We start from the raw sequence: 14,698 nt of genomic DNA, 5'->3' as shown, positions 1-14,698 counted from the left end.
ACTTCAGATCGACCCATCATAGCGAAGGCGGATGACAATGACCGTGGCGGCGATCATCACCCAGTCGCGTATCACCACGCGAGATCGGTCGCGGTCAGCCCCTGCGCTGGCGGGGCCGGGCGAATTTCATCCGTAGTCGCCGCGTGCCGATCACGACGCCAGTGGCACACAGGCCCGCACCCGCCACGCTCAACAGCAGCAGTACGCCCAGCCGCGTGTTCTCCTGCCGCAGCATGCCCGGCAGGTCCCAGCTGTGCAGGAAGTAGAACAGCCAACGGCCGACCCGCTCGCGATGACCCAGGGTCAGCAGCGGATCGCCGGTCGCCAGATCGAAGTACACGCGCGTGGCGTGCGCGTCGCCGAAATCGGCCACTGCCACCGGGAAGCGCCGTACCGCCGCACCGTTCATCGCCTCGGGAGCGCGCGGGTAGAAGTACGCATCAGGCGTGCGCAGGATCGTGAATGCACGCAGCGGTGCCGTGCTCATCGCCAGCGCGTGCTGCTGAAGCCACGCGGTGGGCAAGGCCCGGGCGATGTGCAGATGCCCATCGGCGAGCGAAACGATGCGCGTACCGCCCTGCCCGTCCAGCAGCACCGCAAACAATTCACCGCCGATGCGACGCCATTGGATTTCCACCGGTGCGAAGCCTTCGCTCGACGCTGCCGCGAGCAAGGCCTGCGGCTGCGCCACGGCGGTATCCAGCGCCACCGTCGCACCGCGATAGCGCGCGGCATCCACGGCACCTGCCGTAGTGCTGAACACCTGCAGCGGGTTCATCGACATCAGCCCGCTGAAGATCCAGGTGAACACGAAGGCGCAGGCCATCAGGCCGACCAGGTGGTGCCAGCGCATCCATGGCTCCACGTAGGGCGTCTTCGCACCCGAGCGGTAGCGGCCACGGAAGCGCCAGCGCCACACGCCCACCACGATGCCGCTGATGGCCGCCACCGTGCACAGCGCGGACAGCACGATCACCACCCACGTCCACACCGGGTCCACCGACTGCATGCGCAGGAAGTACAGCCAGTGCAGCCACGCGCCGACGTAATTCCAGCGCTGCTGGTGGTACGGCGCATCCAGCACCACCTCCCCCGTGCGCGAGGAAACGTACAGGCTGCCCGGCTGGTGGCCGCCCACTTCCACCTTGTACAGCGGCCGATGCGCGTCCAGCCCACGCGAATGCGTCCAGCGATCCTCGTCCACGCGTACCGCACCGGGGAATGCCGGGCCGCCAGCAAACGCCGCCGCTGACAGCTCGGCGCGCTGTGCGGACACCGGCAGCAGCGCGTGACCGGTGTCTGCCGACCACGCGCCAATGTTGGCACCGCTGCGCACCACGTAGGCCGGTTCACCGCGCAGCGTGGTCAGCGCCACGCTTTCCGGTTCGGCCTGCACGGCGTGGGGCAGCACCGGCAGGCCCTGCGGCACGCGTGTGCCATCAAGCACCGGCAACGCGGCCAGCCGCTCGCCCGGGGTCAACTTCGGGTAGCCGATGAACAGCATCACCATGCCGCTGACGAACCACAGCAGCATCAGCAGGCAGCCACCGATGCCCAGCCATCGGTGCAGCAGGTAGGTCCAGCGCTTGGCAGTGGATCGCAGCGACATCAGCTACATCCTCAGAAGCGATGGTCGAGAGTGAACTCGACGCGGCGGTCCGCGCCCAGCAGCCACTGCGTGCTGGTGTAGTACGCCGTCGCGTAATACGCCTTGTCGAACACGTTGAACACGCGTGCAGTCACCCGCGTACGCGGCGCCGCCTGCCAGGTCAGGGCCAGGTCGGTGGTGCTGTAGCCCGGCAGTTCCAGGGTGTTGGCGTTGTCCGCGTAACGCTTGCCGACATAGCGCGCGCCACCGGCCACGGTCCAGTCCGGCAGGAACTGCCAGCTCAGCCACACGTTCGCCATCCGCTCGGCCACGTTCGGCGGCACGTTGCCATCGCGCGAGACCACCACCGCCGGCGAGCCGGTGGTTTCCAGGAAGTCCTCGAATTCGGCCTTCAGCACCGTGGCATTCGCATCCAGCGACCAGTGCGGTGCGAACGCCCAGTTCAACGATGCCTCGATGCCACGCGAGGTCTGCGCGCCCACCTGCACGCGGCGATCGGGCTGCAGCGGATCACGGCTGAGCAGGCCGGTCTTGCGGATGCGGTACGCCGCCAGCGTCCACTCGCCGCCGTCGAAGGCCTGCTTCATGCCGACCTCAAACTGCCGGCCCTTGGCCAGGTCGAACGCACCGTTGGCCGGGCTGATCATCAGCAGGCCACTGACCGGATCGGCCGCCTGCGAATACTGCGCGTACAGGCTCAAGGTCGGCCGCAGCGCGAACACCGTACCCGCGCGCCAGCCGGTGCTGCTGTAGGTCTTGGAGAAGGCTGCCGCGCCACTGATCAGATCGGTGCGGTCGATGGTCGCGCGGTCATGGCGCAGCCCACCCAACACCGACCAGCGCTCACTCAGCGTCAGGTGGTCTTCGGCAAACAACGCGTACTGTTCGGCACTGTTGCGGTAGCGCGGCAGGTTGAGGGCATCGCTGGCGAACTCGCCCGGCACCGGATGCAACGGATCGACCGGCCCGGAGCTGCCGGCGTAGGTGTTGTTGGTGTGCTTGAAGTGCGCGCGATTCGCGTCCAGGCCCACCGCGAAGCTGTTGGCCAGCCCGCCCACCTGCCCCTGCACGCGCAGCGTCGAGGTCAGCCCAGTCTGGTCCTGGTTGTGGGTGATCTGCGTGTTGTCCGAGCGATCGATCAGCCCCGTGGCATCGTTGTAGACGTACGCCTCGGCATTGCGCCAGTCGCGCTGGCTGTCGATCTGGTAGACGCGCGTGCGCCATTCGACATTCGCGGTCGGCGTCCACAGCGCATCCAGCTGGGTCCAGCGGTCGCGGAAGCGGATCTCGCTGTCAGCCACGTTGTAGTTGCGGTGGCGCAGCGCATCCAGCTGCCGACCATCCACCAGCGGCGTTCCGAAGTAGCGCATCGGCTGCTGGTAGCCCTGCGCATGGGTCAGGGTCAGCTGCAGGTCTGTGCGCGGCTGCCACACCAGTGCGCCGGAGAACGTCGCATCGTTGTTGCGGCCACGGTCGACCCACCCGCCGCTGTAATTGCCACTCACATCCACACGGTAGGCCAGCTCCGGCGTCAGTGCACCGCCGCTGCCGAAGCCCAGGCGCGCGGTGTCCTCGCTGCCCACGGTCACGCTGATCTCGTTCTCGATGGCACCGCGCGTCGGCTTCTTCGGCACGATGTTGATGACCCCGCCGATGGCACCGTCGCCATGGATGACCGAGGCCGGGCCGCGCAGCACTTCAATGCGCTCAATGGACCAGGTATCGAACGGGAAGGTGACGCCTACCCCGCCGTACTGCCGCAGGCCGTCGTACAGGCGCATCACCGACGCGCCATCGGTGAAGCCGCGGCTGGACAGCGCACTGAGGCCATTGCCGGGATGCGGCATCGCGCTGATCGCACCCGCGCGGCTGATCGCATCGTTGAGGTTGCTGTCGCCGCGCTGTTCCAGCTGGTCGCGGTCGATGACGGTGAGTGCGGCCGGCGTCTGCAGCACGCTCAGGCCGAGGGTGGAGCCCGCGCTGGGCACGGCCGAAAGTTCGCCATGGCGGGTATCGACCACGCGCACGGTGTCCAGGGTGGTGGGGTCTGCCGCATCGGCGCGGGCCGGAGCGGTGTACAGGGCGCAGGCGCACAGCGCCGGCAGCGTCGCCCAGCGCAGGGCAACGACATTCGGGTTCGTTTTCATGTTTCCACGGCATGCAATGCCGCCCCATCAACGAGGGCAGCAGAAAGAAAGTCGCACGCGGGTGCACCGGGCCATACCCGGCGGCTTCAACCGAATCGGTAGCGCCGGGCCATGCCCGGCGGCCTCAACCAGATCGATATCACCGGACCATGCCCGGCGGCTTCAACCAGATCGATATCACCGGACCATGTCCGGCGGCCTCAACCAGATTGGTAGCGCCGGGCCATGCCCGGCGGCTTTCGCGTGCGCGGCTCAGCCAGCGAACGCCAGCGGCGGCCCACGCGCGCCCAGTGTTCCGCGCAGCCGCGAGGGCAGCGCGCGGACAGATCCCGCCAATGCCCGGCATACCGGCGCCAACGGCACCAGCAGCAGGAACGCCGCAACAAGCAGCGTGATCAGACGTGCCGCGATCAGGCAGTACTCGCAGTCCACGCCCATTTCATGCTCGGCGTGTGGATCGACCGCCGGTTTGGCGGCGGTCTCGTCGTGCGCCATCGTCATCGCGTGGTGGTCGTGGTGCCCGGCCATCGCGTGCTGCGCGTGTTCGACGTGCGCGCTGTGACCCATGGCGCTGTGATCCATGGCGCCATGATCCATCGCACCATGGTCCATGCCCGCCATCACCGGCGCGGCAGCCGGCGCCAGCCCATGGGCCATCCAGCGGCTCACCAGCGGGGCAAGCAGCACCAGCAGCATGGCAAGCCATGCCAGGGTCTGGAACCTGCGGTGGAATCGGGGGCGACGCACCCGCCCATTCTACGGCGCGGCAGCCAACCCTGGACCACGTTCAGGGTTTGGCCCCTGCGACACGGTGACGCAGGCCATCAACTCACGTACTGCGCCACGCCATTCCCGAACGACCAATTCTCCGGCTTTACTTCCACCAGATTGATGAACACGTCCTCGCGGCGGATGCCCACCGCCTCATGCAGGCCATTGGCAATGCCGAGGTAGAGCGCCTTCTTCTGCTCCTGCGTGCGCCCCTCGCTCCAGGTGATCTGCACGCAGATGAAGTCATCCGTGCGCGCCACGCCGAGGTAGCCGGGGTCGAAGACGAGGGTGCCGGCCTCGTGTTCCTGAAAGACCTGGAAGCGGTCGTTTTCCGGCACACCCACCGCACGCAGGGCCTGGTAGATGGCCTCCCCCACACGCTGCAGATAATCGGCGGATTTACCTTTGCGAAGATCGATACGGGCAAGCGGCATGGTGGGACTCCAGAGCCAGAGGGGACAACGTGGGCCGAGACTACGCCTGCCGGGGTCGGCGACACAGCGCATGGATGGAACGTCTGCTTTCATCCATGGCACGTTCGCCGGGGGCTGCGCCGGGTGACGTGTTTGCCACCTGCCGGGACTGTGTAGCGGCACGGCTTGGTTCAGGTAACGCGGCTGGCTACGCCATGGGTGCTGGTACACCGACATGGTTGGCGTTATTGCAACTTTCCTCACTGACTTCCGTGTTTGTGCAAATCGATGATCGCCTCGCCGAGGCAGGTTGCCTTGGTCGGGATTGGCGTCTCGAATAAACGAATGAACTCCCAATCGCTACGGTTTACGCCGCAGCAAAGAGAATGCACCGATTGCCTTCAATGGCGGCCGGTGCGTGGGGATCGACAGATCCGCCAGGCCTTCTTCTCGTTGGGAGTTCGTTTGCCTAGGTACGCCAACCCGCACCGTCCGCCACCTTCCTTACGGAAAGTGGCTCTACGCCAGTGAGGGTTTCGCCATGAGCAATCGAACCGCATCCCACCCACGCCTGCACGCGCTGATCGGCGACCTCGCCAAGGACGTGCCCGAAGACCTCGCGCGCGAGATCGAATGCGCGTTGAACGAACAGAATCTGCCCGTGCAGGCACCCACGTTCTTCGCCTGTCTCGATGCCATCCGCAAAGGTGATGGTGCAGATGGTCAGCCGTGCCACGCCCGCAGGATCGGCGCCGGCAATCAAGCATCACTCAGTCGCTCGCTGGCGGGGCTCAGCGCGCTGCTCGATCTTCTGCAGGCCGCAGACCGTGCGCGCGTCGAAGGTGTGCCGGAGGAACAGTTGGGCAACTTCCACACCGATGGTTTGATCGTGGCGGCGCGGCAACTGGTGCGCGAGGCAAACCACTGTCTGGCAGGTTCCGCATGACGATGCGCCAATACGGCATCTGTACGGAATCGCGGGCAACAAAAAAGCCCCCATTGCTGGAGGCTTCTTTCGTTCTGCAACATGGTGGGCGGTACAGGGATCGAACCTGTGACCCTTGCCGTGTGAAGGCAATGCTCTACCGCTGAGCTAACCGCCCGGTGTGTTGCTGAGCCGCTCATTATAGGGGCTTTTCAGAGGCCGTCAACAGTTTTTCACATTTCTGTTCACGGGCCTTTTCGAGGCCTGCAGCCGAGCATGGCTCGGCTCTACTGGGTAGCGGTTCACGGGTGTTTCGAAGGCGTCGCCGGGCATGGCCCGGCGCTACCTCACATCGTGTGCGTCGGCTTGTCCGAGCTGGTCAGGCCGGCCAGCAGGGTCTCGATCTTGTGGCGCACGTTCTCGCCTTCCTGGCCGTCGGCCAGCTGCACGCCGATGCCGGCCACGCGGTTGCCCTGTGCGCCGGCCGGGGTCACCCAGATCACCTTGCCGGCCACCGGCAGGCGCTCGCTGGAATCGGGCAGGGTCAGCAGCAGGAACACTTCGTCGCCCAGGAAGTAACGCTTGGGCGTGGGCACGAAGATGCCGCCATTCTTCACGAATGGCATGTACGCGCTGTACAGCGCGGCTTTGTCCTTTACAGCCAGGGACAGGATGCCCTGGCGGGCGTTGCTGGCACTCATCGATTTCCCCTTGCGGCAGGCCGCTCGTTCACCTTGTTCCAGGCCAGCAGCAACTCGACCACCGCAAGGTCTGCACGCACGGTGGTGCGCAGCAGGTCGCGGGTGCGGTTGGCAGCATCGAACCAGGCTGCAAGCTTGTGCAATCGGTCCGGCGCGGTCAAGGCATCGGTGCTGGCCTGGGCCAGCGCCAGATCGGCGGCGAAGCGCAGGCGCAGCGCCGCGTTTTCATCACCGCACCACTTCTGCGCCAGCTCCACCGCGCCGGTCTTGCCGGCGGCCAGCTGTTCCAGCTCGCGGCCGACGTCGCGGCGCAGGCTCAGCCCGTCTTCGCGCAGCCAGTTGTCGGCCTGGCCGGGATGGCCACGCGCCGCATCCAGTGCTTCGCGTGCGGCCGCTTCGCTGTGGCCCTGCTGCTGCAGCCAGGCCATCGCTTCATCGCGCGGCGGCAGCTTGAATTCCAGGCGCTGGCAACGGCTACGCACGGTCTGCGGCAAACGCGCCGGGTCGCTGCTGATCAGCCACAGGTAGCGGCCGGGCTGCGGTTCTTCCAGGGTCTTCAGCAGCGCGTTGGCGGCCGAGCGGTTGATGGCATCGGCCGGGTCGACGATCACCACCTGGGCCACGCCGTACTGCGGGGTCAGCGCCAGCTTGTTGGTGATCTCGCGCACCTGCTCGATGACGATCTCGGTGCGCAGCTTGTCGCCGCTTTTGTTCGGAATGAAGCTGACCAGCTGCAGGTCCGGATGGGTACCGGCGGCGATCAGCTGGCGCGTGCGCGTGGCGTGCGCGGCATCGCCACGGGCCAGCACGTGGTCGGCCAGGGCCAGCGCCACTTCATGCTTGCCCAGCCCGGCCGGGCCGCAGATCAGCAGGCCATGGCCCAGTCGGTCGGCATCCAGCGCGGCAATGGTCTGGTCGAAGGCGCGCTGCTGCCAAGGCGAGAAGCTGCTCATGCGCCCTCCCCGGCCTGCAGCCAGCGCTCGACGCTGGCCACCACATCGGCGGCCACGCGTTCCTGCACCTGGCCGGCATCGATCAGGGCGAAGCGCTGCGGATCCTGCTGGGCGCGGCTGCGGAAGACCTGGCGCACTCGTTCGAAGAAATCGTCCTGCTCGCTTTCGATGCGGTCCGGCCACAGGTCGCGGCCATTGGCGCGGGCGCGGCCCACGGCCACGTCCACATCCAGCAGCAGGGTCAGGCCCGGCAGCAGGCCGACGGCGCGGCGCTCCAGGTCGGCAATCCACTGCGGGTCGAGGCCGCGGCCACCGCCCTGGTAGGCGTAGCTGGAATCGGTGAAGCGATCGCTCAGCACATAGGCGCCGCGCTGCAGTGCCGGCTGGATGACCTGGCGCACGTGCTGGGCGCGTGCGGCGAACACCAGCAGCAGTTCGGCTTCGGCGCTGAGCGGTTCGGCGGCGATCTCCGCGTCGGGCTTCAGCACCAGGCCGCGGATGCGCTCGGCCAGCGGCGTACCGCCCGGCTCGCGGGTCAGCACGACCTCATGGCCGTGGCTGCGCAGGCAATCGCGGATGGCGTTGATGGCGGTGGTCTTGCCCGCGCCCTCGCCGCCTTCCAGGCTGACGAAACGCGGGTGGCGAAGCAGCGCGGAACTCATTGCGCCGGGGTCTCCTTGGTACGTTGCTGGCGCAGCTGCTGCAGGTAGCGGGCTACGGCGGCGTTGTGCTGGTCCAGGCTGGGCGAGAACACGTGCGCGCCACTGCCATCGCCCACGGCGACGAAGTACAGCGCGTCGCCGGCGGCCGGCTGTGCGGCGGCCATCAGCGCATCGCGGCTGGGCATGGCGATCGGGGTCGGGGTCAGGCCCGCACGGGTGTAGGTGTTGTAGGGCGTATCGGTGGTCAGGTCGCGGCGGCGGATGTTGCCGTCGTAGGCCGTGCCGATGCCGTAGATGACGGTGGGATCGGTCTGCAGGCGCATGCCGATCTTCAGGCGGCGCATGAACACCCCGGCAATCTGCGGGCGCTCGCTGGCCAGTGCGGTTTCCTTTTCGATGATCGAGGCCATCGTCAGCAGTTCATACGGGCTGTTGATCGGCAGGTCGGCGGCGCGGCTTTCCCAGGCCTCGTCCAGCGCATTTTCCATCGCGGCATGGGCGCGCTTGAGCACGTCCATGTCACTGTCGCCGCGCTGGTAGACGTAGGTCTCCGGCAGGAAGCGGCCTTCCGGATGCTGGCCGCCAAAGCCAAGGCGCTGCATCAGCGCGGCGTCGTCCAGGGTATCGGTGGTGTGCAGCAGCGGCTCGGCGCGCTTCAGCGCGGCACGCACCTGGCGGATGTTCCAGCCTTCCACGATGGTGACGCGGTGCTGCAGCACCTTGCCGGCGCGCATGCGCAGCAGCAGCTCGCGCGGGGTCAGGCTGTTGTCCAGCGCATACTCGCCCACCTTCAGCTTGCCCGCGGCATCGAGCTGGCGGGCCAGCAACTGCCACTGGGTGTCCTGGCCTTCGTCCACGCCGGCCTCGCGCAGCTTGCGCAGCACGCTGTTCATGCCATCGCCGCTGGCGATGACCACGCTCTCGGCGGACGGGGTGATGTGGCGGTCTGCGAACTGGCCCTGCTGGTAGAAGAACCACGCGCCCGCGCCGGCGAGGACGGCGCCCAGCACCACCACCAGCGTGACCACGAACAGACACCCGCGCTTGGCTCCCGCCATGGACTACCTCTGAATGCGATTCCGCCGTGCAGGATACCGTGCCGGGTGGTGTGGGGTCATGACCGGGGCGGCGTCTGCGTGCCGACCAACGGTCGGCACCTACCAGTAGAGCCACGCCATGCGTGGATGAACCGTCGGTAGCGCCGGGCCATGCCCGGCGGAGGCGTCCGTGCCGACCAACGGTCGGCACCCACCACAATCCATGACCGGCCCCACCGGGGATCCGGTTACCCCTGCTGGCCCAGCGCCCGCAGCAGGCCGCGGGCCTTGGCGCGGGTCTCGTCCAGTTCCTTGTCCGGGTCCGAGTCGACCACGATGCCGGCGCCGGTGCGGAAGCTCACTTCGTGCCCGTCCACTTCGGCGGTGCGGATGAGGATGTTCAGGTCCAGGTCGCCATCGCGGTTCAGCCAGCCGAAGGCGCCGGTATAGGCGCCGCGCGGCACCTGTTCCAGCTCGCTGATGATCTGCATGCAGCGCACCTTGGGGCAGCCGGTGATGGTGCCGCCCGGGAAGGTCGCGGCGATCACCTCGCCCGGGGTGACCTCGGGGCGCAGGTGGCCGCTGACGTTGCTGACGATGTGGTGCACGTGGGCATAGCTTTCCACGGTCATCAGTTCGTCGACGACCACGGTGCCGGGCAGGCAGATGCGGCCCAGGTCGTTGCGCTCCAGGTCGATCAGCATCACGTGCTCGGCGCGCTCCTTGGGGTGGCCGACCAGTTCCTGGATGCGCGCGGCATCGTCGTCGCCTTCGAAGCGCGGGCGGGTGCCGGCAATCGGCCGGGTCTGCGCGTGGCCGGCATGCACCGACACCAGCCGTTCCGGCGAGGAGCTGACCACGTGGCGGCCGTGCGCGGTGAACAGGCCGGCGAACGGCGCGGGATTGGCGCGGCGCAGCTGTGCGTACAGCGCCTGCGGGCTGACCGGCGCGGCGAACTGCGCGCTCCAGCGCCGCGACAGGTTCACCTGGAACACGTCGCCGGCACGCAGGTACTCGATCACCCGGCGCACGCCGTCGGTGAAGCGCTGCGGCGCGTCCTCGCCCACCGACTGCGGCGGCTGCCAGCCCTGCCCTGCTTCGGGCAGCGCGGCCGAGGCCTGCGCCACCAGCGCGTCCAGCAGGGCCTGCTCACCGGCCTCGGCGATGACGAAGCTGGCGTCGTTCTCGTGGTCGTGCAGCAGCGCGGCCGGGCAGCGCAGGGCCAGCGCGGTCGGGCGGCCGTCATCGCGCGCACGCGCCGGCAGCACGGTTTCGATCTGGCTGGCCACTTCGTAATCGAGCATCAGCGCCCAGCCACCGCGGAACGGCAGGCTGTGGCTGCCGTCATGCGGCAGGCGCACGGCCTGCCAGGCGCGGTCCAGCACCTGCAGGAAGCTGCCCGGCTGCACGACGTCGTGCTGGTCGCGCACCTGGCCGTCAGCGTCCAGCCGCAGGCAGTCGCCCTGCGCGGCCAGCAGCAGGCTCCAGCGGCCCTGGGCGGTGCCCGAGGCGGTGGATTCCATCAGCAGCGGGAAGCGCGCCGGATCGTGCTGCTGCAGGGCCAGCAGGTCGATCGTATGCGGCAGCGGGTGGATCAGCGGGGCGTGGGTCATGGCGGCCAGTTCGGGGTTCAGATGCACGGAAGCCGCCTTGCGGCGGCTTCCTGCTGCGTAGAGTCGAGCTTGCTCGACTGCGGCACACGTCCAGTCGAGCAAGCTCGACTCTACCAATGCGGTGCCGGGCAATGGCCCGGCGCCGCATCTCGGTCAGACGCGCTTGAAGATCAGCGTGCCGTTGGTGCCGCCGAAGCCGAAGCCGTTGGACATCACCACGTCGACCTTGGCCTGGCGTGCTTCGTTGGGCACGTAATCCAGGTCGCAGCCTTCGCCCGGCTGTTCCAGGTTGATGGTCGGCGGAATGACGTTGTCCTGCAGCGCCATCACCGAGAAGATCGCTTCCACGCCGCCGGCGGCACCCAGCAGGTGGCCGGTCATCGACTTGGTGGAGCTGACCATCATCTTGTAGGCGTGGTCGCCGAAGGCGGCCTTCATGGCCATGGTTTCGCCCAGGTCGCCCAGCGGCGTGGAGGTGCCGTGTGCGTTGAGGTAACCGACCTGGTCCGGGGTCACGCCGGCATCGCGCATGGCCATGGCCATGCAGCGGGCAGCGCCTTCGCCGTTCTCGCTCGGCGCGGTCATGTGGTACGCGTCGGAGCTGGCGCCGAAGCCGGCCAGTTCGCAGTAGATCCTGGCGCCGCGTGCCTTGGCGTGTTCGTACTCTTCCAGCACCAGGATGCCGGCGCCGTCACCCAGCACGAAGCCGTCGCGGTCCTTGTCCCACGGGCGCGAGGCCTGTTCCGGGGCATCGTTGCGGGTGCTCATGGCCTTCATCGCGCAGAAGCCGCCCAGGGCGGTCGGCGAGGAACCGCGCTCGGCGCCACCGGCCACCATCACGTCGGCATCGCCGTACTGGATCATGCGCATCGCGGTACCGATCGAATGGTTCGAGGTCGCGCACGCCGAGACCGCCGAGAACGACGGACCCTTCAGGCCGGTGATGATGCTCAGCTGGCCCGGCAGCATGTTGATGATGGTCTTGGGCACGTAGAAGGGCGAGATCTTCTTGCCCTCGTGGAAATCGATGGTCTGCTCTTCGATGCCCAGCAGGCCGCCGATGCCGGCGCCGACGATGGCGCCGATGCGCTCGGCATTGGCTTCGGTGATGTCCAGGCCCGCATCGTGCAGGGCCATGAAGGAGGCACCGAGGCCGTAATGGATGAACGGGTCCATCTTCTTGGCATCCTTGCCGCTGACCCGGTACTTGCCGAACAGTTCGTTGTCGGCGGTGATGTCAAAGCCTTTGACCTCACCTGCAATCTTGGTGGTGAACCGATCCAGGTAGGCATCAGAAACGTTGGTCAGCGGACCGATGCCCGAACGACCATGGGTGATGCCTTCCCAGCTGCTGGCCAGATCATTGCCCAACGGCGAGACGATACCCAGGCCGGTTACGACGACGCGACGCTTCATTGCTGATTCTCCTGACCCGATGATGTCAACGGGCAACTCGGTTTGCTTCGATGTGATGCTCAAACACACGGGGCCGCAACTGCGGCCCCATGGGGTGCGGTGCGCGGCGAGCGGAACCCGCGCGCGCACTGCCGTCTGACATCAGGCCTTGACGTGGGCCTTGATGTAGTCGATGGCGGCCTGCACGGTGCTGATCTTCTCGGCTTCTTCGTCCGGGATCTCGCACTCGAACTCTTCTTCCAGGGCCATCACCAGCTCAACGGTGTCCAGCGAGTCAGCGCCCAGGTCATCGACGAACGATGCGCTGTTGGTGACTTCTTCTTCCTTGACGCCAAGCTGTTCGACGACGATTTTCTTGACGCGTTCTTCGATGGTGCTCATGGGGTATCGCTCCAGATGGAGTAGTGGTTCAAAAGTGATCGCCATCGGATGGCGATGGCCGTGGGATAGTGTAGTGGAAACCGGCGGGGCCTTGCATGCATGCAAAAAACCTCGCAGATCAACCACTTGCGGCGCAATCCATGCGCCCCTTGCTTACGGCATGTACATGCCGCCGTTCACATGGAGGGTTTCGCCGGTGATGTAGCCGGCCGCCGGGCTGGCCAGGAAGGCCACCGCATGGGCGATGTCTTCCGGCGAACCGAGGCGTTCGAGGGCGATATCGTTGATCAGGGCGGTGCGGGCTTCTTCCGGCAGCGCCTTGGTCATGTCGGTATCGATGAAGCCGGGGGCGACGACATTGACGGTGACGCCGCGCGAGCCGATTTCCTTGGCCAGCGACTTGCTGAAACCGATGATGCCGGCCTTGGCAGCGGCGTAGTTGGCCTGGCCGGCATTGCCGGTCACGCCCACCACCGATGCGATGTTGATGATGCGGCCCTTGCGCGCCTTCATCATGCCGCGCATGACCGCCTTGCTGGTGCGGAACACGCTGGTCAGGTTGGTGTCGATGATCGACGCCCAATCGTCTTCCTTCATGCGCATCAGCAGGTTGTCGCGGGTGATGCCGGCGTTGTTGACCAGGATCGAGATCGCGCCGAATTCCTTGGCGATGCCGTCCAGCACGCTGTCCAGCGCGGCGGCGTCGGTGACGTTCAGCGCGCGGCCGTGGCCACCGTGGGCGGCCAGGCGTTCGCCGATCGCGGCAGCGCCGGAGTCGGTGGTGGCGGTGCCGATGACGGTGGCGCCCTGGGCGGCCAGCAGATCGGCGATGGCGGCACCAATGCCACGGCTGGCGCCAGTGACCAGTGCGATTTCACCCTGCAGGGGCTTGCTCATGATGTTGTCCTCAGACGTGGGCAGCGACCGCGCCCGTGCCGCTTGCAGCGGCCACCGGCACGGTCGGCAGGAACAGGGGGATCAGGCCGACCACGCCTCGCGGGCGCCTTCGAAGTCGCCTGGGGTGGCCAGGGGACGGCCGTCGATTGCCTTGTCGATGCGCTTGACCAGGCCGGTGAGCACCTTGCCCGGACCGCATTCGGCGATCTGGGTGATGCCACGGGCGGCCAGGGCCTGCACGCAACCGGTCCACTGCACCGGCTGGTACAGCTGCTGCACCAGCGCGGCACGGATGGCGTCGACGCCGTCGTGCACCTTGGCATCGACGTTCTGCACCACCGGCAGCTGCGGCGCCTGCCAGGACAGGCCGGCCATCACTTCGGCCAGGCGGTTGGCGGCTTCGCGCATCAGCGGGGTGTGCGAGGGCACGCTGACGGCCAGCTTCACGGCCTTGCGCACGCCCTTTTCGGCCAGCAGCGCCAGCGCGCGGTCGACCGCGGCGGCGTCGCCACCGATGACGATCTGGCCCGGCGAGTTGAAGTTGGCCGGCACCACCACCTGGCTGCCAGCGGCTTCGGCGCAGACGTCCAGCACCAGCTGGTCTTCGGCACCGAGCACGGCGGCCATGGCACCGACGCCGGCCGGCGCGGCTTCCTGCATCAGCTGGCCGCGCAGGCGCACCAGATGGGCACCGTCATGCAGGCTCAGCGCGCCAGCAGCGACCAGGGCGGTGTATTCGCCCAGGCTGTGGCCGGCCAGCACCGACGGGCGCGGACCGCCGACGGCGTTCCAGGCGCGCCACGCGCCGATGCTCGCCGCCAGCAGGGCCGGCTGGGTGTATTCGGTACGGTTGAGCATTTCCTCCGGGCCACCCTGGGACAGCGCCCACAGGTCGACGCCGGCACCATCGGATGCTTCGGTGAAGGCTTCACGCACCTGCGGGTGCAGCTCGGCCAGCTCGGCCAGCATGCCCACGGACTGCGAGCCCTGACCGGGGAAGACAAATGCGAGGGTGGATACGGTCACGCGGTCATCCGCTTGTTGCAATCGAAGCGGGCCATGATAAGGGCGAATCCCCCGTGTCGTCTGTACGTGCGCGTATGCAGGGCGTATGGACCCCGACCCGGGGGGGGGGGGGGGGGGGGGGGGGGGGGGGGGGGGGGGGGGGGGGGG

Annotated in this window: 14 protein-coding genes and 1 tRNA gene; 1 reads left to right on the top strand and 14 read right to left on the bottom strand. The window is 67.5% G+C overall.

The window, feature by feature from the left end:
• Positions 1–94 precede the first annotated feature (94 nt).
• The 4 genes from IAE56_RS02920 to IAE56_RS02905 all read right to left on the bottom strand — a co-directional run bounded on the left by IAE56_RS02920 (position 95) and on the right by IAE56_RS02905 (position 4,961).
• Entirely contained in the window at positions 95–1,609 is a 1,515-nt protein-coding gene (locus IAE56_RS02920; RefSeq protein ID WP_200751397.1) for a PepSY domain-containing protein, read from the bottom strand.
• Between the two features lie 11 nt (positions 1,610–1,620).
• Positions 1,621–3,756 (bottom strand): TonB-dependent receptor, encoded by a 2,136-nt coding sequence (locus IAE56_RS02915; RefSeq protein ID WP_200751396.1) that lies wholly within the window; start codon positions 3,754–3,756, stop codon positions 1,621–1,623.
• A gap of 252 nt (positions 3,757–4,008) precedes the next feature.
• Positions 4,009–4,452, bottom strand: coding sequence for a DUF2946 family protein (locus IAE56_RS02910; RefSeq protein WP_200751395.1), 444 nt, complete (start codon positions 4,450–4,452; stop codon positions 4,009–4,011).
• A 128-nt stretch (positions 4,453–4,580) separates the two neighbouring features.
• The gene (locus IAE56_RS02905; protein WP_108760295.1) at positions 4,581–4,961 is read right to left on the bottom strand and encodes a tautomerase family protein; all 381 of its coding nucleotides are present in this window, start codon (positions 4,959–4,961) and stop codon (positions 4,581–4,583) included.
• Positions 4,962–5,481: 520 nt separating this feature from the next.
• On the opposite strand from IAE56_RS02905, the gene IAE56_RS02900 reads away from it, so the two are divergent.
• On the top strand, positions 5,482–5,886 hold the full coding sequence (locus tag IAE56_RS02900; RefSeq protein WP_200751394.1) for a hypothetical protein: 405 nt from the start codon (positions 5,482–5,484) through the stop codon (positions 5,884–5,886).
• 82 nt (positions 5,887–5,968) lie between these two features.
• Here IAE56_RS02900 and IAE56_RS02895 read toward each other — a convergent pair.
• From IAE56_RS02895 to fabD, 10 genes are all read right to left on the bottom strand, one after another.
• Positions 5,969–6,043: transfer RNA gene (locus tag IAE56_RS02895), tRNA-Val, on the bottom strand.
• Positions 6,044–6,212: 169 nt separating this feature from the next.
• A complete protein-coding gene (locus IAE56_RS02890; protein WP_079220849.1) occupies positions 6,213–6,566 on the bottom strand; it encodes a PilZ domain-containing protein in 354 nt (117 codons plus the stop codon).
• Positions 6,563–7,519: a DNA polymerase III subunit delta' gene (locus tag IAE56_RS02885; protein WP_200751393.1), complete on the bottom strand. Its 957-nt coding sequence runs from the start codon at positions 7,517–7,519 to the stop codon at positions 6,563–6,565. The genes IAE56_RS02890 and IAE56_RS02885 overlap by 4 nt, the downstream gene beginning before the upstream one ends.
• The gene (tmk, locus tag IAE56_RS02880) at positions 7,516–8,181 is read right to left on the bottom strand and encodes a dTMP kinase (RefSeq protein ID WP_108767988.1); all 666 of its coding nucleotides are present in this window, start codon (positions 8,179–8,181) and stop codon (positions 7,516–7,518) included. The genes IAE56_RS02885 and tmk overlap by 4 nt, the downstream gene beginning before the upstream one ends.
• A complete protein-coding gene (mltG, locus tag IAE56_RS02875; RefSeq protein WP_200751392.1) occupies positions 8,178–9,239 on the bottom strand; it encodes an endolytic transglycosylase MltG in 1,062 nt (353 codons plus the stop codon). The genes tmk and mltG overlap by 4 nt, the downstream gene beginning before the upstream one ends.
• 227 nt (positions 9,240–9,466) lie before the next feature.
• Positions 9,467–10,831: an aminodeoxychorismate synthase component I gene (locus tag IAE56_RS02870; protein ID WP_200751443.1), complete on the bottom strand. Its 1,365-nt coding sequence runs from the start codon at positions 10,829–10,831 to the stop codon at positions 9,467–9,469.
• Between the two features lie 153 nt (positions 10,832–10,984).
• Entirely contained in the window at positions 10,985–12,247 is a 1,263-nt protein-coding gene (fabF, locus tag IAE56_RS02865) for a beta-ketoacyl-ACP synthase II (RefSeq protein WP_200751391.1), read from the bottom strand.
• Between the two features lie 141 nt (positions 12,248–12,388).
• Entirely contained in the window at positions 12,389–12,628 is a 240-nt protein-coding gene (acpP, locus tag IAE56_RS02860; protein WP_005415509.1) for an acyl carrier protein, read from the bottom strand.
• Positions 12,629–12,781: 153 nt separating this feature from the next.
• Positions 12,782–13,525, bottom strand: coding sequence for a 3-oxoacyl-ACP reductase FabG (gene fabG / locus IAE56_RS02855; protein ID WP_200751390.1), 744 nt, complete (start codon positions 13,523–13,525; stop codon positions 12,782–12,784).
• 81 nt (positions 13,526–13,606) lie between these two features.
• On the bottom strand, positions 13,607–14,551 hold the full coding sequence (gene fabD, locus IAE56_RS02850; RefSeq protein ID WP_200751389.1) for an ACP S-malonyltransferase: 945 nt from the start codon (positions 14,549–14,551) through the stop codon (positions 13,607–13,609).
• Positions 14,552–14,698 lie beyond the last annotated feature (147 nt).

Origin of the sequence: Stenotrophomonas sp. S41, assembly GCF_016624625.1 — a bacterium.
Lineage (GTDB): Bacteria > Pseudomonadota > Gammaproteobacteria > Xanthomonadales > Xanthomonadaceae > Stenotrophomonas.
This window is presented reverse-complemented; position numbering and strand designations above follow the sequence as displayed.

Bases quoted from the DNA above. Each gene is read 5' to 3' on its own strand.
- IAE56_RS02920 (WP_200751397.1), bottom strand. From the start codon at position 1,609: ATGTCGCTGCGATCCACTGCCAAGCGCTGGACCTACCTGCTGCACCGA.
- IAE56_RS02900 (WP_200751394.1), top strand. From the start codon at position 5,482: ATGAGCAATCGAACCGCATCCCACCCACGCCTGCACGCGCTGATCGGC.
- IAE56_RS02885 (WP_200751393.1), bottom strand. From the start codon at position 7,519: ATGAGCAGCTTCTCGCCTTGGCAGCAGCGCGCCTTCGACCAGACCATT.
- IAE56_RS02890 (WP_079220849.1), bottom strand. From the start codon at position 6,566: ATGAGTGCCAGCAACGCCCGCCAGGGCATCCTGTCCCTGGCTGTAAAG.
- IAE56_RS02915 (WP_200751396.1), bottom strand. From the start codon at position 3,756: ATGAAAACGAACCCGAATGTCGTTGCCCTGCGCTGGGCGACGCTGCCG.
- IAE56_RS02910 (WP_200751395.1), bottom strand. From the start codon at position 4,452: ATGCTGCTGGTGCTGCTTGCCCCGCTGGTGAGCCGCTGGATGGCCCAT.
- fabF (WP_200751391.1), bottom strand. From the start codon at position 12,247: ATGAAGCGTCGCGTCGTCGTAACCGGCCTGGGTATCGTCTCGCCGTTG.
- mltG (WP_200751392.1), bottom strand. From the start codon at position 9,239: ATGGCGGGAGCCAAGCGCGGGTGTCTGTTCGTGGTCACGCTGGTGGTG.
- acpP (WP_005415509.1), bottom strand. From the start codon at position 12,628: ATGAGCACCATCGAAGAACGCGTCAAGAAAATCGTCGTCGAACAGCTT.
- IAE56_RS02870 (WP_200751443.1), bottom strand. From the start codon at position 10,831: ATGACCCACGCCCCGCTGATCCACCCGCTGCCGCATACGATCGACCTG.
- IAE56_RS02905 (WP_108760295.1), bottom strand. From the start codon at position 4,961: ATGCCGCTTGCCCGTATCGATCTTCGCAAAGGTAAATCCGCCGATTAT.
- fabG (WP_200751390.1), bottom strand. From the start codon at position 13,525: ATGAGCAAGCCCCTGCAGGGTGAAATCGCACTGGTCACTGGCGCCAGC.
- tmk (WP_108767988.1), bottom strand. From the start codon at position 8,181: ATGAGTTCCGCGCTGCTTCGCCACCCGCGTTTCGTCAGCCTGGAAGGC.